Below are 25970 nucleotides of genomic sequence, written 5' to 3'. Positions count from 1 at the left end.
ACCCTTATATAACAAATATCCCCTGAATTTAGAAATCCAAACATGATGAAGCAACGCACTATCGCCACTCCGGTTAAAACCGTGGGGATTGGCTTGCACTCTGGTCGCAAGGTGACGATTTCTATCAAGCCTGCACCAATAAATTCAGGGGTTCAGTTTGTTCGGGTAGATACACCTGAGCAGTCAGTTGTGCCGGCAACCGCTTTAGCTGTATGTGACACAAGATTAGCTTCTGTTATTCAGAAGGATGGTGTACGTGTTTCTACCGTTGAACATCTGCTTTCAGCCTGCGCGGGTCTTGGGCTTGATAATTTATTGATTGAACTTGATGGTGAAGAAGTGCCCATCATGGATGGTAGCGCTGCTTCATTCTTATTCTTAATTGAATCTGCTGGTATTGCAGAACAAGATGCGCCACGTCAATTTTTGGTGATTAAAAAACCAGTAGAAGTTCGTGAAGGCGACAAGCTTGCTCGCTTAGAACCTTTCTTTGGATTTAAGTTGGATTTCACAATTGACTTCAAGCATCCGGCGGTAGATAAGACTGGCCAACGTTTTGTTGTTGATTTTGCAGAACAAGCTTACCGAAGTGAAATTGGTCGCGCACGTACTTTTGGATTTGCACATGAAGTAGAGGCGTTGCGCGAAATGGGATTAGCGCGCGGCGGTAGTTTGGATAACGCGATTGTTTTAGATGAGCACCGAATTTTGAACAACGAAGAACTTCGTTATGAAGATGAATTTGTGCGTCACAAAATATTAGATGCGATTGGCGATCTGTATCTCATTGGACATCCTATTGTGGGAGCTTATGTTGCTGAGAAATCAGGTCACGCCCTAAATAACGCTCTTTTACGCAAGCTTTTGGAAGATCCTAGTTCTTATGAAATCAGCTCCTTTGCTGAAAATAAGGCTCCAGGCGCTTATTCCCAGGAAAGCCAGCCCCTCTTTTTCTAAGGGGCCCGAAGTAGTTTTGGGCTACTTCGGTTTATTTTTCAGCAGCTTCTCGATGGAGGAGCGTAAACCAGAGTCAGGCCCTAACTTCTCTAATAGGGACTCCCAGGATTTTTTGGCAACCTCATTTAGCCCTTTTGGCTTTTCACGCTGATCTTGGCGAGGTTTAACTTCCCAAGCGGGTGGAGCGGGTTTTACTCGCACCTTTATTGCCTTACAGGATAAGCCAGATTTACCTAACTCATTGATTAGACTAGGTAATATTTGCTGCAAGCGACTGGCGATGCTCGCACTGCTGACCAGTAAAAATAGCTCGTCTTGTGAGCCAGAACGCCAACCAGCTTCAATTTTTGAGCTTAGATGGTCTAAATCCAGTTTTGTTAGGGCTGAGTGGATGATTGTCTTGAGTTTGGCTAGATCTTCAGTTTTAGCCAAAATTTCCCCAAGACCATCGGATTCACGTAGGTAATCGATCCAGTCGTGAGCTGTGGGCTTGCGGGATGATTTGGGGTTAAAGTTCATAAAAAATGGGGTTGCGAGTGATAAACTCAAGGACTTAATTTTCTTCAATATCCCATGGTAATCGGTCTTCTTAAAACCCTGGTCGGCAGTCGTAACGACCGCCTCTTAAAACAGTATCGCAAAGTCGTTGCCAAGGTAGCCACTTTTGAGGCGAGCCTGCAATCTTTGGATGATTCTGCACTTGCTGCAAAAACTGCAGAATTCAAGTCACGCCTTGCTGCTGGAGAGTCCTTAGATGACATCGCTGCAGAAGCCTTTGCAGTGGTTCGTGAGGCCAGCACACGCGTTATGAAGATGCGGCACTTTGATGCGCAGATTCTGGGTGGTTTAGCCTTGCATCAAGGCAAGATTGCCGAGATGGGTACAGGTGAAGGAAAGACGCTAACAGCCACTCTTCCAGTCTATTTAAATGCTTTGACTGGTAAGGGTGTTCATGTTGTTACAGTAAACGATTACTTGGCGCAACGTGATGCCGAATGGATGTCTAAGCTCTATAACTTCTTGGGTATGAAGGTGGGCGTGAATCTATCTCAAATGGATCACACAACCAAGCAAGAGGCTTACGCCGCTGATATTACATACGGCACCAATAACGAATTTGGCTTTGATTACTTGCGCGACAACATGGTTCAGGATTTGGATCAGCGTGTGCAACGCGGCTTAGCTTATGCAATCGTCGACGAAGTTGACTCCATTCTGATTGATGAAGCTCGTACACCATTAATCATTTCAGGTCAGGCTGAAGATCACACTGATCTCTATATCAAGATTAACGCTCTGCCATCTCATTTAGAGCGTCAAATTGGCGAAGAGAAGGCGGATGGCACAGGCGTTGAGAAGCCAGGTGACTATTGGGTAGATGAGAAGTCTCAGCAGGTTTATTTGACCGAACAAGGTCATGACAAGGCTGAGTCTGTATTAGTTCAATTGGGTGCGCTCAATGATGGCGACTCTCTTTATGCGCCGCAAAATATTACTTTGATGCATCACGTGTATGCTGCTCTGCGCGCACACACACTCTATCACCGCGATCAACAATACGTTGTTCAGGGTGGCGAAGTCATCATCGTAGATGAATTTACAGGTCGTTTGATGCAAGGTCGTCGTTGGTCTGATGGATTGCATCAGGCTGTAGAAGCTAAAGAGGGTGTGCAGATTCAGAATGAGAATCAAACTTTAGCGACGATTACTTTCCAGAATTATTTCCGCATGTATGGCAAGTTAGCCGGTATGACTGGTACTGCCGATACTGAGGCGTATGAATTTAAAGAAATCTACAACTTAGAAACAGTTGTGATTCCGCCAAATCGTATTAGCCAAAGAAAAGATAAGCAAGATCAGATTTATAAATCTTCTCGCGAGCGCTATGACGCGGTGATTAAAGATATCGAAGATTGCTATGAACGTGGACAACCAGTGTTGGTGGGTACTACTTCGATTGAAAACTCTGAGTTGATTGCAAATCTATTAGATCAACGCAAATTACCACACCAAGTTTTAAACGCTAAACAGCATGCTCGTGAAGCGGAAATTATTGCTCAAGCTGGTCGGCCAAAAATGATCACGATTGCTACTAATATGGCAGGTCGTGGTACTGATATCGTGCTTGGCGGCAACGTAGGTAAGCAGTCTTCTTTGATTGATGCTGATAGTGCCCTAGCTGATGCTGATAAAGCAGTCAAAATTAAGCAGTTGCAAGACGAGTGGCAAAGCATCCACGACCAAGTCCTTGCCGCAGGCGGCTTACATATTATCGGTACTGAGCGTCATGAGAGTCGTCGTATTGACAACCAATTAAGAGGCCGTTCAGGCCGTCAGGGTGATCCTGGATCATCTCGCTTCTACCTTTCATTGGATGATCCACTGTTACGTATCTTTGCAGGCGATCGTTTACGTGCTGTCATGGAGCGTCTCAAGATGCCCGATGGTGAGCCGATTGAAGCGGGTATGGTGACGCGTTCTATAGAGTCTGCTCAACGCAAGGTTGAAGGCCGTAACTTTGATATTCGTAAGCAGTTACTCGAATATGACAACGTTGCTAATGACCAGCGCAAAGAAACTTACCGCCTCAGAAATGAGGTGCTTGAGAGCGCTGATATTGGCGAGCTAATTGCTAATTTACGTGAAGATGTTTTGCGTTCTGTTTGCTCGGTTTATGTCCCTCTAGAGTCTATGGAAGAGCAATGGGACTTAGCTGGGTTAGAAAATGCTCTAGCCGGTGAATGGGGTCTCACAATTGACCTGAGAAGCTGGGTTGAAAGTGCTGAGACTGTAGATGACTCAGAAATTGTTGACCGTGTATTGCAGGCCGCTAAAGAGGCTTACGATGCAAAGGTCGAACTCTCTGGGCGTGAATCTTTTGCAGGCTTTGAGCGCTCTGTTCTTCTCTATAGCTTGGATAGTCACTGGCGTGAGCATTTAGCTGCTTTGGATCATTTGCGTCAGGGTATTCATTTGCGCGGTTATGCGCAGAAAGATCCTAAGCAAGAGTATCGCCGTGAAGCATTTGAGCTGTATGGTGAATTGCTCAATGTCATCAAGAATGATGTTGTGAAAAGTATCATGACCGTGCAGATTCGGAGCTCAAGCGAGTTAGATCAGGCTTCGGAATCTATGAATGAAGATTTGGCAAAACTTTCAGATGTTCAGTATCAACATGCTGATGCTGATGTCGATAAGGAAGTGGCAGGCTCAACTGGTGATCGCGGTGCTGCAGTAGATATCCAGCCAGCCCCACTTCGCGCAGGCCCAAAGGTAGGTCGTAACGATCCTTGCACTTGCGGTAGTGGCAAGAAGTATAAAAACTGCCACGGCGCCCTAGCTTAGAGCTTTAATCTTAACGCGACAGTGTTTAACTGGCTCAGATTTATCTGGGCCATTTTTCTTGGTGGAATCCCTAATAATTTAATATACCTATAGACCCTGAGATCTGTCATGATTTGTAGGTGCAAAAACATTTGCTTTGTCTTCAAATTCTCAAATTTAACTAAGGGGGCGTTATGGCCGTGTCTTTTACTCTCAATGGTAAAGCTGTTAATTTCGACGGGGATCCTGATACGCCAATTCTCTGGGTCTTACGAGACCATTTAGATGTAACGAGTCCAAAGTATGGCTGTGGAGCAGGACTTTGTGGTGCATGTACCGTTCACTTGGAGGGTGCGGCCATCCGTTCTTGTTCTACCCCTGTATCTGCTGCAGGTGGAAAGGCAGTTACAACTCTCGAGGGCTTAGCGGCAAAGGTTGGAAAAGCGCTTCAAGATGCTTGGATCGAATTCGATGTGCCTCAGTGTGGATATTGTCAGACTGGACAAATGATGTCTGCAGCTGATTTATTGGCAAAGAAAAAACAGCCTAGTAGTGATGACATTAAAAATGCCATGAGCGGAAATATTTGTCGCTGCGGCACATATTCTCGTATCGAAAAAGCAGTCAAACGTGCTGCAGATAAGTTGGCATAAAGGGTAAAGATCACATGAAAAATCAATCTTTAAAAAGTAATAGCCGTCGTCAATTTATTCAGCACAGTGCCGCTCTTGGCAGTGCCTTTGTTATCGGCATGCATCTGCCTTTGGCAAGTGAAGCTGCTGTAGGGGATGCTGTAAAGCCTGCCTTAGCAAACGCTTGGGTACAAATTACCCCGGATAATCAAATTACGCTTATTTGTGCTCGCTCAGAGATGGGTCAGGACGTATATACCTCTTTACCAGCTTTGTTAGCTGAGGAATTAAATTTACCTCTCTCAATGATTCGGGTTGAGATTGCTGGAGTTGCCCCTGTTTACATCAATGCGATGTTGGGTGGTCAAATTACCGGCGGCTCAACTTCAGTACGCGAAGCCTTTGATAAGTTAAGAACTGCCGGAGCCGCAACTCGTACTGTCTTAGTTCAGGCCGCTGCTCAACGTTGGAATGTTGCAGCTGCCGACTGTAAGGCTATGAATGGCAAAGTAACGCATGCGAGTGGTAAGTCAGCCACGTATGGTGAGCTAGCTGCTGATGCTGCTAAGTTACCCCTTCCAGAAAAGCCGGTCCTGAAATCGCCAGCGAACTTTATGGTGATTGGCAAAGAGTCGATGCGCCGTTTGGACACGCCAAGTAAAGTTGCCGGCAAAGCAGTTTATGGAATTGACGTCAAGATTCCGGGTATGGCAATTGCATCTTTAGCGCAGTGCCCTGTTATTGGGGGTACACCTACGTCCTTTGATGCTTCAGCCGCAATGAAGGTATCTGGCGTGATTAAAGTTGTTCAGATTTCAGATGGCGTTGCAGTATTGGCTAAAGATTTTTATGCGGCGCGTAAGGGTAGGGATGCCCTGAAAATTACCTGGAATGAAGGATCTAATGCAAACCTCAACAATGCGGTTGTTCGTAAGTCATTAGAAGATGGTTTAGCTAAAAAAGGTGCCGTGATTAAAGCGGTGGGCGATGCTAACGTTACCGTTGTAAATGGTAAGTCGCTTAGTGCCCAATACTTTTTGCCATACTTAGCCCACTCCACCATGGAGCCTGTGAACTGTTCTGCCGATGTATCTAATGGCAAGTGCAGAATTATTGGGCCAATTCAATTTCAGCAGGGTGGTCAAGCGGCGGCTGCTGCTGCAGCTGGGGTTAAGCCTGAGGATGTCACTATTGAAACCACCTTTCTGGGCGGTGGATTTGGCCGTAAATTAGAGTTGGATTTCATTCGTCAGGCTGCTGAAATTTCTAAAGCAGCTGGCATGCCAGTCAAGATGCTCTGGACCAAGGAAGATGATATTACTCATGACTTCTATCGTCCTATGAGCATTCATAAGGTGGACGGCATCTTGGGTGCCAATGGTCAGTTAACTTCTTTAAAAGCCAAAATGGTTTCTCAGTCAGTGACAGCACGAGCCTTTCCTGGTTTTGTGAAGGATGGCTTTGATCCATTCATGGTGGAAGGCTCGAACAATATTACTTATGAGATTCCCAATCTAGAAATTACTAACGTGATTACGGATACTGGACTTCGAGTGGGTTATTGGCGCTCAGTCAGTAATGCACTCAATGCATTTGCGATTGAAAGTTTTGTGGATGAAGCCGCTAAAGCTGCCGGAAAAGATCCTGTTGCATATCGGATGGCATCTTTAAGTAAGCACCCTCGAGCAAAAGCTGTTCTTGAGTTGGCGGTGAAAAAGTCTGGATATGTTCCAGGCAGCAAGCGTTTTGGTGTTGCACAGATGGAGTGTTATGACACTTATTCTGCTTGCATACTTGAATTGGATCCTGCTGCTAAGGAGACCAAGGTTAAGAAAATTACGTTCGTTTCTGATTGCGGAATTACAGTGCACCCTGATCAAGCAAGAGCGCAGCTCACTGGCGGCGTGATTTACGGATTGAGCGCAGCCTTAAGCAATGAAATCACGATTGAGAAGGGCCGGGTTCAGCAGAATAACTTCAATAACTACCCTAGCTTGCGACAAAATCAAGTGCCTGTGGTTGAGGTGCATCTGGTGCCCAGTCAAGAGAAGCCGGGCGGCTTGGGTGAGGTTGGAGTGCCTTTGGTGGCCCCAGCTTTGGTAAACGCCATTGCAGCTGCTACAGGCAAACGGATTCGGGAGCTGCCAATCAAGGTATAGCATTTGTAATGTGGATTAAGCAATAAAGCGCACCCAGAAGGTGCGCTTTATTTTTGAGCCTCATCTACAATTATCAGACTATGACCGTTAACTTACCTCTCCCCCTAAAATCCGAACTGAAACCTATTAAAGGTTTTGAAATGGGTATCGCCGAAGCTGGTATTAAGAAGGCAAACCGCAAAGATTTATTGGTGATGACTTTAGCTCCTGGTTCCCAGGTCGCTGGCGTTTTTACTTTGAATCGTTTTTGTGCCGCTCCAGTACAAGTTTGTCGCGAGCATTTGGCGCAAGAGGGTCGTAATGGTGAAATTCGAGCTCTGGTGGTGAATACTGGCAATGCTAATGCTGGGACTGGTGAATCTGGCATGAAACATGCCTTAGAAACCTGCGCAGCTTTAGCCAAAGATCTGAAGATTCATCCGGAACAGATTCTGCCTTTTTCAACTGGCGTGATTCTTGAACCGCTTCCGATCGAGAAAATTATTAGCGCTTTGCCAAAGGCAGTGGCAAATCTAGGCGAGGACAATTGGTTTGATGCGGCTGAAGCCATCATGACCACCGATACTCAGCCTAAAGCCACCTCAGCAACTGTGCAAACGCCTGCGGGGATGGCGACTATTACTGGTATCTGCAAAGGTGCTGGCATGATTCACCCCAATATGGCAACCATGTTGGGATTCATTGCTACTGATGCTGGATTTGCGCCTGGACTCTTGAGCAGCCTGACTCGTGAGATAGCGGATCTTTCATTTAACGCGATCACTATTGATGGTGATACATCTACTAATGACTCTTTCATCATTATGGCGACGGGTCAGTCGTCAGTGCAAATTCAATCAGCGAACGATCCTAGTTATGCCATCTTGCGAGATGCCTTAATTGCTTTAGCTAGAAAGCTAGCGCAAATGATTGTGCGCGATGGCGAAGGTGCAACCAAATTTATGACGATCGAAGTGCTTGGTGGTAAGACTTCTGAGGAGTGCCGCTTGGTTGCTAAGGCAGTTGCCCATTCCCCTTTAGTCAAAACCGCTTTCTTCGCTAGCGACCCTAATTTAGGTCGCATCCTGGCAGCGATTGGCTATGCGGGTATCGCTGATTTAGATGTGAATCGCGTACAAATGTGGCTAGGCGATGTTTGGGTTGTTAAAAATGGTGGACGCAATCCTGACTATCTCGAGGCTGATGGTCAGACGGTCATGCAGGCCCCGGAAATCACCGTCAAGATTGACTTAGGTCGCGGCAACGCTACACAAACTATGTGGACTTGTGACTTATCGCATGACTATGTATCGATTAATGCAGATTACCGCTCATAAAAGACCATCCGAAATATGAATGAAAAATTAGACCGTCTTTTAGACCATCTCGATACTTTTTTACCAAAGCCTTTGACTGAGGAGCAGTGGAAATCTTCTACTGCATATAGATGGCGAAGGCGCGATAGCATCTTTGGCAGTATTGGATTTTTGCAACCTGTAAAGCATGTTGCGGACATTACTTTTGAGGATTTGCAGAATATTGATCGTCAGCGTGACGCCATACGCGATAACACTAAAAACTTTATTCAAAAAAAGCCTGCCAATAATATTTTGTTGACTGGTGCTAGGGGAACTGGAAAGTCCTCACTGATCAAAGCGAGTTTGCATGAGTTTGCCAGCCAAGGCTTGCGTCTGGTTGAGGTTGAGAAAGAGCATCTAGCTGATTTGGCTGATATTACCGAGCTCTTGGCTGATCGCCCAGAGCGTTTCATCATTTTCTGTGATGACCTCTCGTTTGAGGATGGCGAATCTGGCTATAAGGCGATGAAATCAGCCTTAGACGGCTCTGTTTCTGCGCAAGTCGACAATATTTTGATTTACGCCACCTCTAATCGCCGTCATTTATTACCTGAGTATATGAAGGATAACGAGACATACGTGCATAACGACGATGGCGAAATTCATCCTGGTGAAGTAGTTGAAGAAAAGATCTCTTTATCAGAGCGCTTTGGTCTTTGGTTATCTTTCTACCCGCCAAAACAAGATGAATATTTGGCGATCGTGGCGCATTGGTTATGGCATTTTGGTTTGAGTGCTGCACAAATTGAAGAGGCGCGTTCAGAGGCGTTGGTCTGGGCATTGGAGCGTGGTTCACGCTCAGGTCGCGTTGCTTGGCAATTTGCTAAGCATTGGGCTGGTTCAAAAGCTTAAGATCTTTTTGATGAGTGAAATCAAGCGCCCAGTTACTGAAGTGGCAGCAGGAATCTTGCTGGATTCTGATGGCCGCTATCTTTTAGGGCAGAGACCTGAAGGCAAACCCTACGCTGGTTATTGGGAAGTTCCAGGTGGAAAAATCGAAAAAGGGGAAACTGTTTTCGAGGCACTGAAGCGTGAACTTCAAGAAGAGCTTGGCATTGATATTCAATCAAGTGAAGAACTTACTATTCTGGAGCATGATTACCCGCATGCCTATGTTCGCTTACATGTGAGCATTATTCGCGATTGGAGAGGGGTTCCCAAAGGTTGTGAGAATCAAGCCTTATCCTGGGAGTTGCTGGCTGCAGAAAAGCCTAGCGTTGAACCTTTGTTGCCGGCCGCTTGGCCTATGCTGGAAAGGCTAAGAGTCCTTTTGACTTAGAACTGGCAGAGGGTGAGTTTGAATGACACATCAGCATTCACCAACTGTGCTTTTTTATCGCGCTCAGACTTTAAGAAGCGCACTGAGAGTAAATATTTATTTGCACTAATCTCAGAAAATAAAGTGTCATCTTCTACAGCAATGCGCATCAACTGGTAGACCTTGCCGGATGGAGCTTGCTGAAAGGATCCATTGTGTGCAACCACATCTTTAGCCTCGCCTGATTGACGTAAAAGTCGTAAAAATAATTGGCATGCCTCATGCCATGGCAAGAGCGGCCCAACATATTTTTCAAGCAACTCACGTCGCTCAGATGATGGACTATTTTTCCAGGCATGATAGCTAGGCAAATCAATTGGACTGGTACCGCCTGGAATATTTAATCTGGTGCGAATCGCATTTAACCATTCACTTTCAGTAATCACAGAGTTGGGTCTGCCGGTTGATTGATTAATACTGCTAGCAACGGAATCAATTTCTGAAAGAGTTTGTGTCAGCGCCTCTTGATCAACTTTTTGTGACGACTTTAATCCATTGAGTGCATATTTTTGACGCTCAAATTCTTTAAGTAGTAAAGACTTGATATCACCGCGTGCACCGATGTCACCAAGATCAAACAAAACAGAGATGGCATTGTGGTGCAACTCTGGGTCATCAGAGCGGACAAAGTGGTTGAAGCGGGCGAACAAATACTCCAGTCGAAGCATGCTTCGAACTAATTCGTTAAAGGGGTATTCGTAGACAATCACAAGCCCATATTCTATGACGAACTGGTGCGATCTTTCTGAATCTGTAAGATTTTTTGGTTCAATTTTAAAACTTCAGTTTTTAAGTTCTCGAGAGAGCCCTGATTTTCAATGACCATATCCGCCCTGGCAATACGCTCTTCTCGGCTAGCTTGAGCCCTCAGAATTCTCTCAACCTCGTTTCGGGGTAATTTGCTGCGGTGCATCACACGTTCAATTTGAGTTTCCTCTGGACAGTCCACTACTACGAGGTAGTCCAAAAGATGAGCCCAATTACCTGATTCAATCAACAGAGGCACTACAAAAACAAGGTAAGGCACCTTATCTTCTATGAGCTGTTTGGCTTGCCGAATGGTTTCTTCCCTTATAAGGGGGTGGGTGATTGCTTCCAGAGACTTTCTAGCTTCGGGATTGGCAAAGACCAATGTACGCATCCTGACTCTATCTAGCGCCCCGCTTGAATCAACAAACTCAGACCCAAATTGCTTTTGAATGAAGGGGATAGCCACTCCATTTGGGGCGGTGATCTGATGGGCGATGAGATCGGTGTCGACAATGCCTGCGCCCAGTTGAGCGAGCCGATCACTCACAGCGGTCTTTCCTGAGCCAATGCCACCAGTAAGACCTACAAAGGGTACATGCCCTTTGAGGATGCCTAGACCAGCTTGCTCAGAAGAAGGATTTGTAGGGTTTGTGGCCATAACAGCTCAATGATGCCAGCAATAGCTAGAAAAGGGCCAAATGGAAAAGCTGAGCGATGATTTTGTTTATTCCACTGCAGCCAGATAATGCCGCCAATCAGTCCGGTCAGGGATGCCATTAGCAAAATACCGGGTAATGCAAACCAGCCAAGCCAAGCACCCAAGGCTGCCAATAGTTTGGCATCACCCATTCCAATCCCATCTTGCTTTTTGACCGTTCGATAAAGAAGGTTGAGAAGCCAAAGACAGGAGTAGCCTAGGATCGCTCCAATGATCGCGTCTTGAGAAGAGATAAAGCGTTGATTTGAAAGGCTGTTAAATAAGAGGCCCAGCAAGATGAGCGGTAAGGTGATGACATCAGGCAAACGAAAGGTGCGCAAATCGTAATACGCTAAGTACACCAAGATTGCTATCAGGCATATTCGGATCCAGTCGAGCAAAATAAAATTACCCATTAAACAATCTGTCCTAGGTTAAAGATGGGGAGATATAAGATTATGACCAGACTTCCAATAATGAGTCCAACGATAATGATTAACAAGGGCTCCAAGCTTTGGCTTAGGGTATTTAAGCGATTGCTTAATTGAGAACTCAATATTGATGCGCGCTTTTGTAGCATTTCAGCGAGCGCACCACTTTCAGATCCTATTCGTAAGAGCTGCAATGTTTCCTGATCAAATAGTAGGTGCTTGGGATCTGCTTTTGTTATGGCATCTCCGAGTGACCAGCCGCGAGTGAGGTGTTTGAATATATCAGCGCTGAAATCATGGCTGAGCCAGTGGTTAGATGATTGTGCGGTAACTCTCAATGCATCTGGAAGGGGTAATCCAGACTTGAGGAGATGGCCCAATGTCCGACACCAGTAGGTAAGTGTTGCTAATCTGAGAAGCTGGCCAATCATCGGTATAGAGAAGCTCAGTCGATCACAATATTTTTGAATTTTGGGGATCCTGGACCAAGCAAGGCTAAAGAGCACAGCAAAGCCAATGAGGGCTATCACTATTTCAAGGTAGAAGGCTTCAAACCATGAGGATGCTTGAATTAACACTTTAGTCGGGGCTGGCAACTCCGCTTGAAAATGAGCAAAAACATCCTTAAAGACGGGCACAACCCAAATCATCATCACTATCACTAGAAGGCAAGAGCTAGTAAGAGTGATGGCGGGATAACTCATTGCCTGTTGAATTTTTCGACGCAATTCAATTTGGGCTTCAAGTTGCTGGCAAATAGTTTTTAGCGCCAGATGAAAGTCGCCAGTACGCTCACTGACGCGTATGAGATTAATAAATTCCATAGAAAATAGATTTCCCTGGACACGCAAGCATTGAGAAAAACTTTCACCCTTTTTGAGCTGGGTGTGAATGTTAGTCACCCAAGGAATCCAGGCCTTTGGGGCGGTTGAATAAATGAGTTCAATCGCATTGAGGAGTGGTAGGCCTGCCTCTAGCAATGTCACAAGTTGCTCGGCAAAATGAAGTTGGTTCTGCTTGCTTAACGCCATGTGCCCACTTCTGCATCTAAAGCTGTTTGATTAATAAGGCCTGCTTGCATATGAATTAATCCGGCATCTCGCATGCTGACGTAAGAGGTGGATGAGTCAAGCAAATGGGTTTTGCTTAGCACTTCATGAACTCCAATGCGCCCAAGGTAGCCGCTGCCTTTGCAGAATGAACATGGCACGTTATTTTTCATCTTAAATCCAAGACATTGAGCGCAGGTTTTACGAACGAGACGCTGTGAGCTGACACTTAAGAGACAGGACTCCAGAGATTGTTGATCTACTCCTAGATGGCTAAGTCTAGGAACTGCTCCACAAGCATTGCGGGTATGCAAGGTACTCAGAACAAGATGCCCAGTTTGAGCCGCCTGAATAGCAAGCTGAGCTGTAGCGGCATCACGGATTTCTCCAATCATGATGACATCCGGATCTTGTCTAAGAAGGGCGCGAATGATCGTTGGAAAATCCAAACCTGCCCGCGGGTGATAGGCCACTTGGTTGACTCCAGCAAGACGAATTTCAATGGGATCTTCGATCGAGCAAAGATTACGATGATTTTGATTGAGCTGACGCAGGCAGCTATAGAGCGTTCGAGTCTTGCCACTGCCAGTCGGACCGGTCACTAGGATCAGCCCGTTGGATTGAGCAAGGGCTTGCTGGAATATCTCGAGTTGTTCCGAGAGCAGGCCAATGTCTTGAAGATCAAGCTCTTCTAGGCAACTGGGCAGTATGCGCACAACGGCCTTTTCTCCATGAAGAGTTGGCAAGATTGAAACCCGGCAATCAATATTGGGCTTAGAAAAGTTATAGCCAATGCAAAGTCGTCCATCTTGCGGCAGGCGTTTTTCTGCAATATCTAAGCGCGCCAGAACTTTGATGCGTGTGATGAGGCGGTCATGAAATTCAATCGGGTAATACGACTGTATTTGTAGCAGGCCATCGACCCGAATACGAATGAGTGTGGCTTGAGCCCCAGCCTCTATATGAATATCACTCGCTCTAGCATCTAGGGCATTTGTAGCGATTTCATACCAAGTGCGAATAATTAGTGAGTCATCAGCGGCAACGCTCAATCTTGTTCTTGAGTCCGAATGGCGGGACGATAAAGCTTCACTGTTTTAACACCATGTTCGTCAAATTGAACGATTTCCATGACGATGCCAGCAATGCGAATGCTGACATCATGATCGGGGATAGCCTCGAGTTTTTCGAGAATGAGCCCGTTTAAGGTACGCGGACCATCTAAGGGGAGGTCGAGGTTGAGTAAGCGATTGAGATCTCGTAATGAGGCGCCACCTGTTGCTATATAGGTTCCATTCGGGAGCCAATGGGGATCGGTTGAGAGGTTGGAGAAGGAGGTCGTAAATTCACCAATGAGTTCTTCCACGATATCTTCAAAAGTCACTAGCCCCAGAACTTCACCATATTCATTTACAACCAAACTTAAGCGCTGTTGGTTATCTTGGAAAAATTGCATTTGCTGCAATACAGGGGTGCTACTGGGGATGAAGTAAGGCTCGTTTAATAACACCCTAAAGTCTTCATGCTTAAGGTCGGTATCGCCCAGCAAGGACAAGGCCTTTTTGACAGAAAGGATCCCGACAATGCGCTCAGAGTCACCATCGCAAACGGGTAATTTGTTGTGATAGCAAGTCTCCAATTGTTGGACCACTTCATCAATAGGTCTTGAGAGATCCAAAATCTCAATCTTCGATCTGGGGGTCATCACATCATCAACGGTAATGTTTTCCAAATTGAACAAGTTGAGCAGGATGTTGCGATGATGGTTGGAGACAAAACGGTTTGACTCTAAAACGAGGCTGCGTAATTCTTCTTTACTCATGGCCCTGCTATCAGCAGAGGATTGCAGGCCAGATACTTTCATCAGACCAGAAACAAAGCTATTGATAAACCAAAGTAAAGGTTTCAATACGAAAGTGAGGGGCAAAATAAACCAGCCAACATGGGAGGCAATCTTTTCAGGGAAGGCGGCACCAATTACCTTGGGGGTAATCTCGCTAAAGATGATGATGAGAAGCGCAACCACCAAAGTAGCCAGAGAAAGTACCAGGCCACTGTCACCAAAAATATGTAAGGCAATTCCCGTTACCAAAATAGGTAGAACAGTGTTGATCAGATTGTTCGAAATCAGCAGCACTGATAGCAATGAGTCAATACGTTTTAAGAGCCTTTCAGCTAGCGCTGCACCTGCATTACCGCCATTAGCCATTGCACGTAGGCGGTGGCGATTCGAGGACAGCATGCTGGTTTCTGCCATCGAGAAAAAACCAGAGAGTGCAAGTAAAAATAGGACTAGAGCAACTTGGCTATAAAACGGCCAATCGTCAAAAAAGGTGTCCATGAGGTCTGCCTGAAAAAAGTAAGGATGAGTCAATATAGCAAAGTGGCATTTCTCAAGCTATAGCCATGGAATAAAGGTCTGTCATCCCTCTTGTTTATTTATGTGAGAATCCCTTTATATGACTTCCTCATCAACCTCTTTGAGCTCAAATAGTGCTAACTACTGCGTTATTGCGGCACCTTTCGGGTGCCTGGGTATTTTGACGGAAATGGTAGAGGGCAGCCTGATGCTTTCTAGAATGGATTATTTGTCCGCTAATGCCCCTTTAATCGCCCCACAGAATCAGCTAGCCAAAGAGGTTGTGAGACAGTGCAAGGCTTACTTCCAGGATCCTCATTGGCAATTTGACTTACCCACAAAGCCTGCGGGTACTGAGCATCAAAGAAGAGTGTGGGCTAGCATTCAAGAGATACCCGCCGGCCAGACAAGAACCTATGGTGAATTAGCCAAGCAGATTCAGAGTGGGGCGCGTGCAGTCGGTACAGCGTGCGGAGCCAATCCCTACCCCTTAATTGCACCTTGTCATCGAGTGGTATCAGCCCAAGGTATTGGTGGCTTTATGAAAGAAAACTCCCCGGGCCTATATCGCCAAATTAAGCTCTGGCTTTTAAGACATGAAGGTGCTCTATAAACTTACTTATTTGGCGAGCGATCTACTGCTAAGGCTAAAAAAGATCTTCATTACCATATCGCTTTTAACGGCCCACTTTGTAAAGCTGTAGAAACTCATGACGGTGCTTCTGGAAAGCTTTACTTCATCTTTACTGTCGAATTCTTTGCGATCTGCAATCTTTGACAGAGTCATTACCGCTAAGCCAAAAGCCAAAAAGCAAAAACGTCTCATGCCCAATTCCTGTTTGGGAATCAACAGAATGTAATTCAGAGAATCTTGGAGCTTTTGATAGGCAAGCTTTAGAAGGGCTTCATGACTAACATTGATCGGCTTCCAGGAGACGCCGCGGGCTTTATCCTCTGGGGAGTCTTTGAGAATGTTGGTCATTTGCAGCGCTTGACCAAATGCGATTGCCAAATCTTCATGCCCCGCCATTTTTTCTTTGAAGGCTTGGGAATGATTGCTAAAGATGGTTGTTAGCAGTTCGCCAACTACACCTGCCACGACATAGCAATATTGCTCAAACTCAGTAAGATCATGAAGGCCGGCTTGGTTTTGTCTTCCATGGAAGAACGACATTCCTTCAGACATGATGGAAACGCAACGACTGACTGCTGCTTGATCCTGGGTAGAGCAGGTATGCAAAATTCGCAGAACAGTGGGTGTATGAGAAATTAAATCCAGCTCATCTTGATTACTGTAATTTTTTAATGCATTGAGGCAAGGCGCAACAAATGTCTCAACTGGAGCCTTCTCAAGCACTGCATCCAAAAATAGCGCCGAAAGAGATTGCTTGCTTTGGGTGCTTAAATCTGCGGCATCCTCGATGGTGTCAATAATGCGACACAGCAAATAGGTATTGCCAACGACCTTCTCGATACTCGGGGGTAGCAGTGGGATGGTGAGGGCAAAAGTACGTGAGACAGATCCTAGAATGGCCTTTTGGTAGGCCAAATCGTTAGTTGGGCTCAATGTCGGGGTTTGCTCAGGTGTTCTCACTCTTGAATTATGTCAGACCGATGCTCTCAGTGGAGCGATCCAAATTGGTACTTTTTACTAACTACCAAAAGTGACATAGCCATATAATTTCATCAAATTTCACAAGGAGTATTCGGGCGTGCTAATTTGGTTTGTCATCATTTACTGGGTTATCTCAGTTGGCATTGGCTTGTGGGCAGCCCTGCGAGTCAAAAATACTGCTGACTTTGCTGCAGCTGGTCATAGCCTTCCTTTGCCGATTGTGACTGCTACAGTATTTGCGACCTGGTTTGGTTCTGAAACCGTTTTAGGGATTCCGGCCACTTTTCTAAAGGAGGGCTTGGGGGGAGTGGTTGCAGATCCCTTTGGTTCCTCTCTTTGTTTAATTTTGGTGGGACTCTTTTTTGCTCGCCATCTTTATAACCGTCGCATGCTTACTATTGGTGATTTTTTTCGCGAGAAGTATGGCCGCACGGTTGAGGTTTTAGTAACCCTTTGTATTGTTGTTTCTTACTTGGGTTGGGTTGCTGCACAAATTAAAGCTCTAGGGTTGGTATTTAATGTTGTCTCTGAAGGAAGTATTTCTCAAACAGGCGGCATGATGATTGGTGCTGCTAGCGTATTGATCTATACCCTCTTTGGCGGGATGTGGTCGGTTGCTATTACAGACTTCATCCAGATGATCATCATCGTGATTGGTATGCTCTATATCGGCGGTGAGATGACCTCACAGACTGGTGGAATTGGGGTAGTGATTGAGCATGCAGCCGCTGCTGGCCAATTTAGTAACTTCTGGCCGGATATGAATTTGGCTTCGATTTTGGGCTTTGTTGCTGCCTTATGCACCATGATGCTGGGATCTATTCCGCAGCAAGATGTCTTTCAACGAATTACCTCATCTAAGAATGTGAACATTGCCGTTCAAGCAGCTTTGCTAGGCGGCGTGCTTTACTTTATTTTTGCTTTTGTACCGATGTATTTAGCTTACTCAGCAACCTTGATTAGCCCGGATTTGGTCAAGGAATACCTCACCACCGATCCACAGATGATCTTGCCTAAGTTAATCCTTAACCATGCACCACTTATTGCCCAGGTGATGTTCTTTGGCGCACTCCTCTCAGCCATTAAGAGTTGTGCCAGCGCAACCTTATTAGCGCCATCAGTTACGTTTGCTGAGAATATTGTGCGAGGTTTTTTCAAGCATTTATCTGATCAGGATTTGTTAAAAGTCATGCGGATTACGGTTTTGTGTTTTGCAGTAGTGGTCACTTTCTTTGCGGTGAACTCCGAGCTTTCTATTTTTAAGATGGTGGAGAGTGCCTATAAAGTGACGCTGGTTGCTGCATTTGTCCCACTAGCGTTCGGGGTGTACTGGCCTAGGGCTAACTCCTTGGGGGGATTGTTGGCTGTAGTGGGAGGCTTAACCATCTGGATCAGTTGCGAGACTTTAGCTCCGAATGCCATTTTGCCACCCCAATTGGCCGGCCTATTTGCCAGTATTGCCGGCATGATCTTGGGTAGCCTTGTTCCGAAAGACTCATTAAAAGCTGTTTAGAGAGTGATTTGCTTAAAAAATAGGCAATAAGATTACATTGCACCGCAAAATGATCTCCTCTAATATGACAGTAATACAAAATTTTTTATTCTTATGGAGTTCCTATGAAAATCTGTGTGATCGGCGGGGGTGGCGCTATTGGCGGCTACTTAGCTGTCATGTTGGCGCGAGCGGGCAATGAGGTAACTGTTGTTGCACGCGGCGCTACTTTGGCTGCAATTAAAGAGCGTGGCCTGGCTTTAATTATGGATGACCAACCAGAACCTTTGGTTGCGCAAGTTAAAGCGGTAGAAAAAATTCGTGATGCCGAGACTCCTGATGTTGTGATTCTTGCGGTGAAGGCTCATCAAGTAGAGCCGATCATTGATGATTTGGCGGCCATCATGAGTCCCGAAACTATTTTGATCCCAATGCAAAACGGAATTCCTTGGTGGTATTTCCAGAAGTTGGGTGGCGAGTATCAAGATCATTCAGTGGAAACGGTAGATGCTGGTGGTATCGCTAAGAACGCTATTAACCCAGACAACATTATTGGTTGCGTTGTCTATCCAGCAACCTTCACTCAAGCTCCTGGCGTGATTCGTCACGTTGAAGGTAATCGTTTCCCATTGGGTGAGTTGGATGGCAAGACTACGGAGCGCATTCAGAAGATATCCGAGATGATGGGTGCGGCTGGATTTAAGTCTCCCATTTTGGATGATATCCGCTCCGAAATTTGGCTCAAGCTTTGGGGCAATATGACTTTCAATCCAATTAGCTCGCTGACACATGGCACCTTGGAAGGTATTTGCCAATACCCATTAACCAAAGAGTTGGCTCGTAACATGATGGCTGAAGCGCAGACGATTGCTGAGAAGTTAGGCGTGACTTTCCGTGTCGATATCGAGCGTCGCATCGCTGGTGCCGAAAAAGTGGGTAAGCACAAAACCTCGATGTTGCAGGACCTGGAAGCGGGCCGCAGCTTGGAGATTGATGCTTTATTAGGATCGGTGATTGAGCTAGGCAAGATCACTCAAACTCCAACACCTTGCTTAAATACTGTATTTGCTTTGACTAAGTACTTGGATGAAAACGTTCAGGCTTCTAAGGGAAGCTTGGCATTGCCATCGGTATCGGGCTACTAAAAAAGCAAAGTTTCTCGAAATAGAAAAACCCTTGCTACTGAACATAGCAAGGGTTTTTGTTTTAGCGCTAAGAGTTATTCGAAGTATTACTCGAAGCGATTATCTAGTTGGCCAACGCCATCAATAATGATGCTGACATTGCTGCCAGGCTTCATGGAACCAACGCCAACGGAAGTGCCACAGGCAATGATGTCTCCAGCTTCAAGCGGCACATCCTGGGAAATCAGACTCACTAATTTTGCGGGCGCGAAAATCATGTCCGCAATCGGATAGTTTTGACGCTCTTGATCATTGAGAATGGTTTTGATCGTTAGCTTGCTCGGATCTACATCGGTAGTGATGTAGGGGCCGAATACGCCAAAGGTATTAAAGCTCTTAGAGCGAGTCCACTGTGCATAACCAGGGTCGCGGTTCAGGATTTCAATTGCGGTGACATCATTGATGCAGGTATAGCCAAAGATGGCTTTAGCTGCTTCCGCCTCATCTACTTCATGACAGCGTTTGCCGATCACAATACCAAGCTCCCCTTCATAAACGACTTTTCCGGAATAGGACTTGGGAGTGCGAATCACTTGGTTGGCTGCTAAGAAGGAGTTATTTCCCTTGAGAAAGTACAAAGGCTCTGCCGGTACGGCATGCTCAAGCTTCGTTACCAGTGCATGGAAGTTATCGACCATGGCAACCATCTTGGAGGGAGTACATGGGATATCAATCGTTACATCAGCAAGCTTGAGGGTTTCACCGGTGGCTTTGGGTCCCTGAAATAAATCACCCTCATACACTGCGATTTGGTCGCCCTGTACTTGTCCCAAACTACTTTTTCCTTGATGTTGAAATCTAAGCCACTGAGCCATAATGAGTTCCTATGAGGTTAAATATTTGATATGCAATATCTTACAGGGATGGATTGATGTCTAAGACTTCTGAGCTCATATTTGCACCAGAACAGGATCAGCCGATTCGCTACATGGATCGCACTCGCAGCTACTACTTGGGTTTGGGCTATGAGAATCCGTATGTATGGGCTCACTATGTTGATGTGCCATTTACTCCGCTGAAAAAGTCACTTGCGCAATCTGTCTTGGGTCTCATTACTACGGCCGTTCCTCATGACCCCAGTAAAGGACCTCAAGGCCAGGGCGCTTCTTACAATGCTGCAGCCAAGTTTTATCAGCCCTATCAACAGTCGATCGAAGGAAGTATCGATTTGCGAATTGCCCATGTGGGGATTGATCGCAAGAATGCCAATATGGAAGACAGCAATTGTTGGTTTCCACTGGACGCTGCTAAACGAGCGCTTGCAGCGGGAAGAGTAGGTGCGGTTTCAGCAAACTTCTATGGCCTACCAACTAATCGGAGTCAGCGTCACACATTGGAGAGTGACGCCCCCCGCATTTTAGAAATGATGCAAGCTGACAGCGTGGATGTGGCGGTATTAATTCCGAATTGTCCAATATGTCATCAGAACCAAAGTTTACTAGCGCGTTATTTGGAGGCTGCAGGAATTTCAACAGTCGTGATGGGCGCCGCTAAAGATATTGTTGAGTATTGCGGAGTACCGCGACTTTTATTTAGTGATTTGCCATTGGGTAATGCGGCTGCAAAACCAAATGATGTGCCTTCTCAGGATTTGAATTTTGAGCTGGCCTTGCAGCTTTTGGAGTCAGCTCCTGCAGCCCGCACAACAGTTCAATCTCCATTGGTATGGTCAGAAGATCCATCGTGGAAATTAGATTATTCCAATCTAGAGCAGTTATCACCGCAAGAAATTGCACGCTTACGTGAAGAGGCAGAGCAAGTACGAATTACTGCACGTGAGCTCCGAGTCAATACTTTAGGAGCTTAAGTTTGTCTCGTTAGAGAGTAGGCGCATAGAGCCTCTAGCGCTGCGCTGGCTTCGTTTGCCGGGAAGTCTTTGAGGCAAGCCAAGGCGAGGTCTGCCTCGCGTTTTGCTGCCGCTTGGGTGTAATCCAGGGCGCCAGAATTTTGGACGGCAGCAAGGATTTGTGCAAACACATCGTCTGGTAAATCTTGGTTTTGCTCGATTGCTGCGCGCACTAAAAGACGCTCTTCGTTACTACCATTTTCTAGTAAATAAATTAGTGGGAGCGTAGGCTTGCCTTCCCGTAAATCATCACCAGCATTTTTCCCCATCTGTGCAGCGTTGGCAGTGTAGTCCAGCAAGTCATCCATCAACTGAAAAGCGGTACCGATATGACGTCCAAATGCAGCGGCTTGTTCGCGTTGTGCATCGGTGGCATTAGCCAGGATGGCGCCAAGCTCAGTAGAAGCCTCAAAGAGCTTCGCTGTCTTGTAACGAATGACCTGCAAATAGCTCGCTTCGTCTACTTCTGGGTCATTCATATTGAGAAGTTGCAAAACTTCGCCTTCGGCAATCGTATTGGTTGCGTCTGACAGAATTTGCATGACTCGAAGGTCATTTGGGCCGACCATCATTTGAAAGGCTCTGGAATACAAGAAGTCGCCCACTAGAACGCTGGCCGCATTGCCAAAAGCCGCATTGGCAGTCTCGCGCCCCCTCCTGAGGGTAGATTCATCGACCACATCATCATGAAGCAGGGTGGCGGTGTGGATAAATTCGACTACGGCTGACATTTCCAGGGTGTGGGGCGTTTCTTTGCCATTGGCTAGGGCTTTGGCCACCAGCATCAGTAGGGCGGGTCTGACCCGTTTACCCCCGGCCTGGATGATATAGGTCGAGATTTGGTCAATTAAAGCGACTTTTGAGGCTAAACGCTGACGAATAACCTCATCTAAAGCCTTGAAATCTAAGGTAATTGGGGCCAGGATTTGGCTTAAGTCATTGATTTTGACAGTGCTGGGCATGCAAGATATAATAATCGGCTTAGCTGGTCCAGGGTGGATTAGCTTAAATGTAGATATTAATTGAGGTTTCAAACCATGTACGCGGTCATAAAAACCGGTGGCAAACAATATAAAGTTGCTGCAGGCGAAAAATTGAAAATAGAACAGATACCAGCGGAAATCGGCAGCGAAATCACTCTTGACCAAGTCCTCGCCGTTGGCGAAGGCGCTTCACTGAAGTTGGGTGATCCATTGGTTAATGGTGCAGCTGTGATGGCCACTGTCGTCTCCCAGGGACGTCACGATAAAGTGACAATCTTTAAGATGCGCCGTCGCAAGCATTATCAAAAGCACCAAGGCCATCGTCAGAATTTCACTGAAATTTTGATCAACACGATTAAAGCCTAATTCAGGGTAGGAGAAAGATATGGCACAGAAAAAAGGCGGCGGCTCAACACGAAATGGCCGCGACTCAGAATCGAAACGCTTAGGCGTTAAGGTATTTGGCGGCGAGCATATTAATGCTGGCAGCATCATCATTCGTCAACGTGGCACACGTGTTCATCCAGGTGCTAACGTTGGTATTGGTAAAGATCACACTTTGTTTGCCTTGATTGACGGACAAGTGGAATTCGGCGTTAAGGGTGCTTTGAAGAAGGCCCAAGTTTCAGTCTTGCCTCGTTCATAGGGTAGCCTGACTGAGACACGTTTGATTCAGATTTATTCCGAATTTAACTCTTAGGAACAGGCCTCGCTAAGCGAGGCCTTTTTTATTCATGAAATTTATAGACGAAGCACGTATTGAAGTGATAGCCGGGCAAGGTGGCGCCGGGAGTGCCTCTATGCGCCGCGAAAAGTTCATTGAATTTGGCGGGCCTGATGGTGGTGACGGCGGCAAAGGCGGTAGCGTCTGGGCAATAGCCGATCGCAATATCAATACTCTGATTGATTACCGCTATGCAAAAACGCACACCGCAAAAAATGGTGAGCCTGGTCGTGGCGCCGATTGCTATGGTCGAGCCGGTGACGATATCGAGTTGCGGATGCCAGTTGGCACAATCATTGCCGATTATGAAACTGGTGAGCCCATTGCTGACTTAACTACACATGGTGAGCGCCTATGTTTGGCGCAGGGCGGTGTTGGTGGTTGGGGCAATATTCACTTTAAGAGCAGTACGAATAGAGCGCCACGCCAAAAGACAAATGGCAAAGAAGGCGAACGTCGTAAGCTTAAGCTTGAATTAAAGGTATTAGCTGACGTCGGTTTATTGGGTATGCCTAATGCCGGTAAATCTACCCTGATTACTGCAGTTTCGAATGCGCGTCCAAAGATTGCGGATTATCCTTTTACCACTTTGCATCCAAATTTGGGTGTAGTGCGTGTGGGAGCTGAGCGCAGTTTTGTGATTGCTGATATTCCTGGTTTGATTGAAGGTGCGGCTGAAGGCGCTGGTCTGGGTCATCGATTCTTGCGCCATTTACAACGCACAGGGGTGTTGCTGCATTTGGTTGATATTGCTCCATTTGATGCGAATATTGATCCAGTGGCAGATGCTATAGCGATTGTGAATGAATTGCGTAAGTACGACGAAGCTTTGGTTGAGAAGCCACGTTGGCTAGTCTTAAATAAAGTGGACATGATCCCCGAAGAAGATCGCAAGGAAGTGGTTGCGGACTTTATCAAGCGCTTTAAATGGAAAGGCCCTGTCTTTGAGATCTCAGCCTTAACAGGCTTGGGTTGCGATAAGCTTTGTTATTCTTTGCAGGATTATTTGGATTCTGTACGTCGTGACCGAGATGATGCTGATGAGCGCGCTCAAGATCCACGTTATCAAGATCAGCTAGAAGATAAAAAACCAGATTAAATATTTCATTTGCCCTTTTCTATGAACGCTAAAAAAACTCAACGGATTGTTGTCAAAGTAGGATCTAGCCTAGTTACTAATAATGGTGAAGGCTTAGATCATGCTGCGATTGCGATGTGGGCTGAGCAAATGGCTGGGCTATTAAAAGCTGGTCATGAGGTATTAATGGTGAGCTCAGGTGCTATTGCTGAAGGTATGCAGCGCCTGGGTTGGACTAAGCGCCCGCAAGAAATTCACCAACTTCAAGCCGCTGCGGCAGTTGGTCAAATGGGTTTAGTTCAGGTTTATGAAAGCTGTTTTGCACGCTTTAATCTCCGCAGTGCTCAGGTCTTATTAACCAATGCAGACTTGGCTGACGCTGAACGTAATGCTAATGCTAGAGCTACCCTCAATACTTTGTTGAAGTTGGGTGTAGTTCCCATCATCAATGAGAATGACACAGTAGTAACCGATGAAATTAAATTCGGCGATAACGATAGCCTTGCTGCTTTAGTAACCAATTTAATTCATGCGGATCTTTTGGTGATTTTGACTGACCAAGGTGGTCTCTTTACTGCAGATCCACGTCAAAATCCAAATGCCACATTGCTTGCTGATGCCATTGCAGGAGATCCTGCTTTGGAAAAAATGGCAGGCGGTGCTGCTAGTGAGCTCAGTAAGGGCGGCATGTTGACTAAGGTGCTAGCAGCAAAGATTGCCGTGCAAACCGGTGCGGCAACAGTGATTGCCTCTGGGCGCGAACCCCATGTGCTTACTCGCTTAATGGCGGGCGAGAAAATAGGCACCTACTTGAGCGCCAACTAAGCGCCAAGTGCGTAGACCGCAACTTTTTATTGAATACCGATTGAATTGGTTGGCTTTTGCCCGCCAATAAAGCCATTGGGGTTGAGAGAATGCAAAATGGTTTTGATGTTCTTTTCTTGAGAGTTGAAGTTGCAAAAAGCGCCTTGAGCTAATGAGGCCTGATAGCGATTGGGTATATCGCTTTGAATATTTTTCCAACTACCCAAAGGATTTTCTTTCCAAACACCGCTCTCTAGGGTGCCATAGAGACGCCACTGAAATGAATCACAGCGAATACCTTCGTATTGAGTTTGTTGGCTTCCGCTTGGGCTGCTAATAACAACGATATATCGTGTGATGCCATCTGCGCCAATCAATATCGAATCGGTATCCACGGCAAATTTAAAGATGGTGCGTTGAGAAACGTAAAAGGGTAACAGGGTAGATTGGTTTGGGGGGTTCAGGGGCATAGCAGTTGTCCCTTCTTTAAACACCATGGGTGCAAAAGGATCTACGCCACTAATGAGCGCATCTCCACCGCATGCAGATAATGCTAGGCCGAGGATTGCGGTGCAGCACGAGAGGTAAAGGCGCTTTAGGGAAGTGGTCATGTGGATTGGTCGTTTGGGTTGCCATCTTTCGGGTGTTCGTGAGTACCACCGTAAAAAGACTGAATTAAATCAAGAGGAGATCCCCAGGCAAGCTGCTGCATGCGTACGCCGCGGGATAGGAAACGCGCTAATTCTGAAAGCGCAAGTTGATAGACTTCACGTTTAAAGCCAATGACTGCATCTAATTGAATCCAAAATGGGACCCAGCGCCAGGCATCGAACTCAGGATGTTCTGAAGCGCGGAGTTGGATATCGCTATCTAGACCTACTAGACGCAAGAGAAACCAAATTTGTTTTTGACCTCGGTATGCTGCTCTATGGACCCTAGTAGAGTTTTGGCGGCGCAAGTATTCCTCAGGGACGTCGTAGCGAAGCCAATCCCTGGTGCGTCCAATAATTTGGACATGCTCCGGCAGTAAGCCAACCTCCTCTTGCAATTCGCGGTACATAGCCTGTTCAGGGCTTTCACCATGCTGAATCCCGCCCTGCGGGAACTGCCACGAATGCTGCCCAACGCGTTTTCCCCAGAAAACCTCGTTACGGCTGTTGAGGAGGACAATGCCGACATTCGGGCGATACCCTTCACGGTCAAGCATGATCGTGCCTCAAATCCTTTAAAA

General features: G+C 46.2%; 26 protein-coding genes and 1 pseudogene. 15 read left to right on the top strand and 12 right to left on the bottom strand.

The features are described from left to right. Nucleotides 1-42 precede the first annotated feature (42 nt). Nucleotides 43-957 carry a UDP-3-O-acyl-N-acetylglucosamine deacetylase gene (lpxC, locus tag VC159_RS10030; protein ID WP_215358922.1) on the top strand — a complete coding sequence of 305 codons (915 nt, stop codon included), beginning with the start codon at nucleotides 43-45 and terminating at the stop codon, nucleotides 955-957. A 21-nt stretch (nucleotides 958-978) separates the two neighbouring features. Here the strand turns inward: lpxC and VC159_RS10025 are convergent, their stop codons facing one another. Then, on the bottom strand, nucleotides 979-1506 hold the full coding sequence (locus VC159_RS10025; protein ID WP_323473505.1) for a hypothetical protein: 528 nt from the start codon (nucleotides 1504-1506) through the stop codon (nucleotides 979-981). Nucleotides 1507-1530: 24 nt separating this feature from the next. Here VC159_RS10025 and secA point away from each other — a divergent pair, with 24 nt between their 5' ends. The 6 genes from secA (at nucleotide 1531) to VC159_RS09995 (ending at nucleotide 9688) form a co-directional block, all read left to right on the top strand. Further along, the gene (gene secA, locus VC159_RS10020; RefSeq protein WP_323473504.1) at nucleotides 1531-4302 is read left to right on the top strand and encodes a preprotein translocase subunit SecA; all 2772 of its coding nucleotides are present in this window, start codon (nucleotides 1531-1533) and stop codon (nucleotides 4300-4302) included. Nucleotides 4303-4475: 173 nt separating this feature from the next. Continuing rightward, entirely contained in the window at nucleotides 4476-4934 is a 459-nt protein-coding gene (locus tag VC159_RS10015; RefSeq protein WP_323473503.1) for a (2Fe-2S)-binding protein, read from the top strand. Between the two features lie 14 nt (nucleotides 4935-4948). Then, entirely contained in the window at nucleotides 4949-7072 is a 2124-nt protein-coding gene (locus VC159_RS10010) for a xanthine dehydrogenase family protein molybdopterin-binding subunit (RefSeq protein WP_323473502.1), read from the top strand. 80 nt (nucleotides 7073-7152) lie between these two features. After that, nucleotides 7153-8388 carry a bifunctional glutamate N-acetyltransferase/amino-acid acetyltransferase ArgJ gene (gene argJ, locus VC159_RS10005; protein WP_323473501.1) on the top strand — a complete coding sequence of 412 codons (1236 nt, stop codon included), beginning with the start codon at nucleotides 7153-7155 and terminating at the stop codon, nucleotides 8386-8388. Nucleotides 8389-8403: 15 nt separating this feature from the next. Continuing rightward, on the top strand, nucleotides 8404-9261 hold the full coding sequence (locus tag VC159_RS10000; RefSeq protein WP_323473500.1) for an ATP-binding protein: 858 nt from the start codon (nucleotides 8404-8406) through the stop codon (nucleotides 9259-9261). Between the two features lie 10 nt (nucleotides 9262-9271). Continuing rightward, nucleotides 9272-9688, top strand: a complete 417-nt coding sequence (locus VC159_RS09995; RefSeq protein ID WP_323473499.1) for an NUDIX domain-containing protein — start codon at nucleotides 9272-9274, stop codon at nucleotides 9686-9688. Here the strand turns inward: VC159_RS09995 and zapD are convergent. From zapD to VC159_RS09965, 6 genes are read right to left on the bottom strand one after another with little or no spacing between them, the layout of a single operon-like run. Beyond that, the gene (gene zapD, locus VC159_RS09990; protein ID WP_323473498.1) at nucleotides 9685-10437 is read right to left on the bottom strand and encodes a cell division protein ZapD; all 753 of its coding nucleotides are present in this window, start codon (nucleotides 10435-10437) and stop codon (nucleotides 9685-9687) included. The genes VC159_RS09995 and zapD overlap by 4 nt on opposite strands. An 11-nt stretch (nucleotides 10438-10448) precedes the next feature. After that, nucleotides 10449-11135, bottom strand: a complete 687-nt coding sequence (coaE, locus tag VC159_RS09985) for a dephospho-CoA kinase (protein ID WP_323473497.1) — start codon at nucleotides 11133-11135, stop codon at nucleotides 10449-10451. After that, the gene (locus tag VC159_RS09980; RefSeq protein WP_323473496.1) at nucleotides 11090-11590 is read right to left on the bottom strand and encodes an A24 family peptidase; all 501 of its coding nucleotides are present in this window, start codon (nucleotides 11588-11590) and stop codon (nucleotides 11090-11092) included. The genes coaE and VC159_RS09980 overlap by 46 nt, the downstream gene beginning before the upstream one ends. After that, nucleotides 11590-12636 (bottom strand): type II secretion system F family protein, encoded by a 1047-nt coding sequence (locus tag VC159_RS09975; protein ID WP_323473495.1) that lies wholly within the window; start codon nucleotides 12634-12636, stop codon nucleotides 11590-11592. Before VC159_RS09975 ends, VC159_RS09980 begins: the two co-directional genes overlap by 1 nt. Beyond that, on the bottom strand, nucleotides 12627-13706 hold the full coding sequence (locus VC159_RS09970; protein ID WP_323473494.1) for a GspE/PulE family protein: 1080 nt from the start codon (nucleotides 13704-13706) through the stop codon (nucleotides 12627-12629). Before VC159_RS09970 ends, VC159_RS09975 begins: the two co-directional genes overlap by 10 nt. Further along, nucleotides 13703-14995 carry an HlyC/CorC family transporter gene (locus tag VC159_RS09965; RefSeq protein WP_323473493.1) on the bottom strand — a complete coding sequence of 431 codons (1293 nt, stop codon included), beginning with the start codon at nucleotides 14993-14995 and terminating at the stop codon, nucleotides 13703-13705. The genes VC159_RS09970 and VC159_RS09965 overlap by 4 nt, the downstream gene beginning before the upstream one ends. Before the next feature lie 118 nt (nucleotides 14996-15113). Here VC159_RS09965 and VC159_RS09960 point away from each other — a divergent pair, with 118 nt between their 5' ends. Further along, the gene (locus VC159_RS09960) at nucleotides 15114-15626 is read left to right on the top strand and encodes a methylated-DNA--[protein]-cysteine S-methyltransferase (RefSeq protein WP_323473492.1); all 513 of its coding nucleotides are present in this window, start codon (nucleotides 15114-15116) and stop codon (nucleotides 15624-15626) included. Between the two features lie 6 nt (nucleotides 15627-15632). Here the strand turns inward: VC159_RS09960 and VC159_RS09955 are convergent, their stop codons facing one another. Continuing rightward, entirely contained in the window at nucleotides 15633-16607 is a 975-nt protein-coding gene (locus VC159_RS09955; RefSeq protein ID WP_323473491.1) for a squalene/phytoene synthase family protein, read from the bottom strand. Nucleotides 16608-16725: 118 nt separating this feature from the next. Between VC159_RS09955 and VC159_RS09950 the strand changes: the two genes are divergently transcribed. Further along, nucleotides 16726-18141, top strand: coding sequence for a sodium:solute symporter family protein (locus VC159_RS09950; protein WP_215358937.1), 1416 nt, complete (start codon nucleotides 16726-16728; stop codon nucleotides 18139-18141). A gap of 104 nt (nucleotides 18142-18245) precedes the next feature. After that, complete coding sequence (locus VC159_RS09945; RefSeq protein WP_323473490.1) at nucleotides 18246-19265, top strand: 2-dehydropantoate 2-reductase; 1020 nt, start codon at nucleotides 18246-18248, stop codon at nucleotides 19263-19265. Between the two features lie 86 nt (nucleotides 19266-19351). Here VC159_RS09945 and VC159_RS09940 read toward each other — a convergent pair whose 3' ends face one another. Next, entirely contained in the window at nucleotides 19352-20119 is a 768-nt protein-coding gene (locus VC159_RS09940; RefSeq protein ID WP_323473489.1) for a fumarylacetoacetate hydrolase family protein, read from the bottom strand. A 56-nt stretch (nucleotides 20120-20175) separates the two neighbouring features. Here VC159_RS09940 and VC159_RS09935 point away from each other — a divergent pair, with 56 nt between their 5' ends. Continuing rightward, on the top strand, nucleotides 20176-21111 hold the full coding sequence (locus VC159_RS09935) for a reductase (protein WP_323473488.1): 936 nt from the start codon (nucleotides 20176-20178) through the stop codon (nucleotides 21109-21111). Here VC159_RS09935 and VC159_RS09930 read toward each other — a convergent pair. Then, on the bottom strand, nucleotides 21108-22112 hold the full coding sequence (locus VC159_RS09930; protein ID WP_323473487.1) for a polyprenyl synthetase family protein: 1005 nt from the start codon (nucleotides 22110-22112) through the stop codon (nucleotides 21108-21110). The two genes, VC159_RS09935 and VC159_RS09930, sit on opposite strands and share 4 nt — an antisense overlap. 75 nt (nucleotides 22113-22187) lie before the next feature. Between VC159_RS09930 and rplU the strand changes: the two genes are divergently transcribed. The 4 genes and pseudogenes from rplU to proB all read left to right on the top strand — a co-directional run. Beyond that, the gene (gene rplU, locus VC159_RS09925) at nucleotides 22188-22499 is read left to right on the top strand and encodes a 50S ribosomal protein L21 (RefSeq protein ID WP_011902040.1); all 312 of its coding nucleotides are present in this window, start codon (nucleotides 22188-22190) and stop codon (nucleotides 22497-22499) included. Nucleotides 22500-22518: 19 nt separating this feature from the next. Further along, nucleotides 22519-22779 carry a 50S ribosomal protein L27 gene (rpmA, locus tag VC159_RS09920; RefSeq protein WP_011902041.1) on the top strand — a complete coding sequence of 87 codons (261 nt, stop codon included), beginning with the start codon at nucleotides 22519-22521 and terminating at the stop codon, nucleotides 22777-22779. Nucleotides 22780-22867: 88 nt separating this feature from the next. Next, nucleotides 22868-23956 (top strand): GTPase ObgE, encoded by a 1089-nt coding sequence (gene obgE / locus VC159_RS09915; protein ID WP_323473486.1) that lies wholly within the window; start codon nucleotides 22868-22870, stop codon nucleotides 23954-23956. 21 nt (nucleotides 23957-23977) lie between these two features. Beyond that, nucleotides 23978-24754 (top strand): annotated as a pseudogene (gene proB, locus VC159_RS09910) (glutamate 5-kinase); the annotation flags it as partial. Between the two features lie 32 nt (nucleotides 24755-24786). Here the strand turns inward: proB and VC159_RS09905 are convergent. Beyond that, nucleotides 24787-25350 carry a CNP1-like family protein gene (locus VC159_RS09905; protein WP_215358951.1) on the bottom strand — a complete coding sequence of 188 codons (564 nt, stop codon included), beginning with the start codon at nucleotides 25348-25350 and terminating at the stop codon, nucleotides 24787-24789. Then, nucleotides 25347-25946 carry an RNA pyrophosphohydrolase gene (locus VC159_RS09900; protein ID WP_323473485.1) on the bottom strand — a complete coding sequence of 200 codons (600 nt, stop codon included), beginning with the start codon at nucleotides 25944-25946 and terminating at the stop codon, nucleotides 25347-25349. The genes VC159_RS09905 and VC159_RS09900 overlap by 4 nt, the downstream gene beginning before the upstream one ends. Between the last annotated feature and the right edge of the window lie 24 nt (nucleotides 25947-25970).

The sequence above is a fragment of the Polynucleobacter sp. JS-JIR-II-c23 genome (assembly GCF_035011225.1).
Taxonomy (GTDB): Bacteria; Pseudomonadota; Gammaproteobacteria; order Burkholderiales; family Burkholderiaceae; genus Polynucleobacter.
Note: the sequence above shows the minus strand (reverse complement) of the source record. Positions and strands in the feature narration are given on the sequence as shown.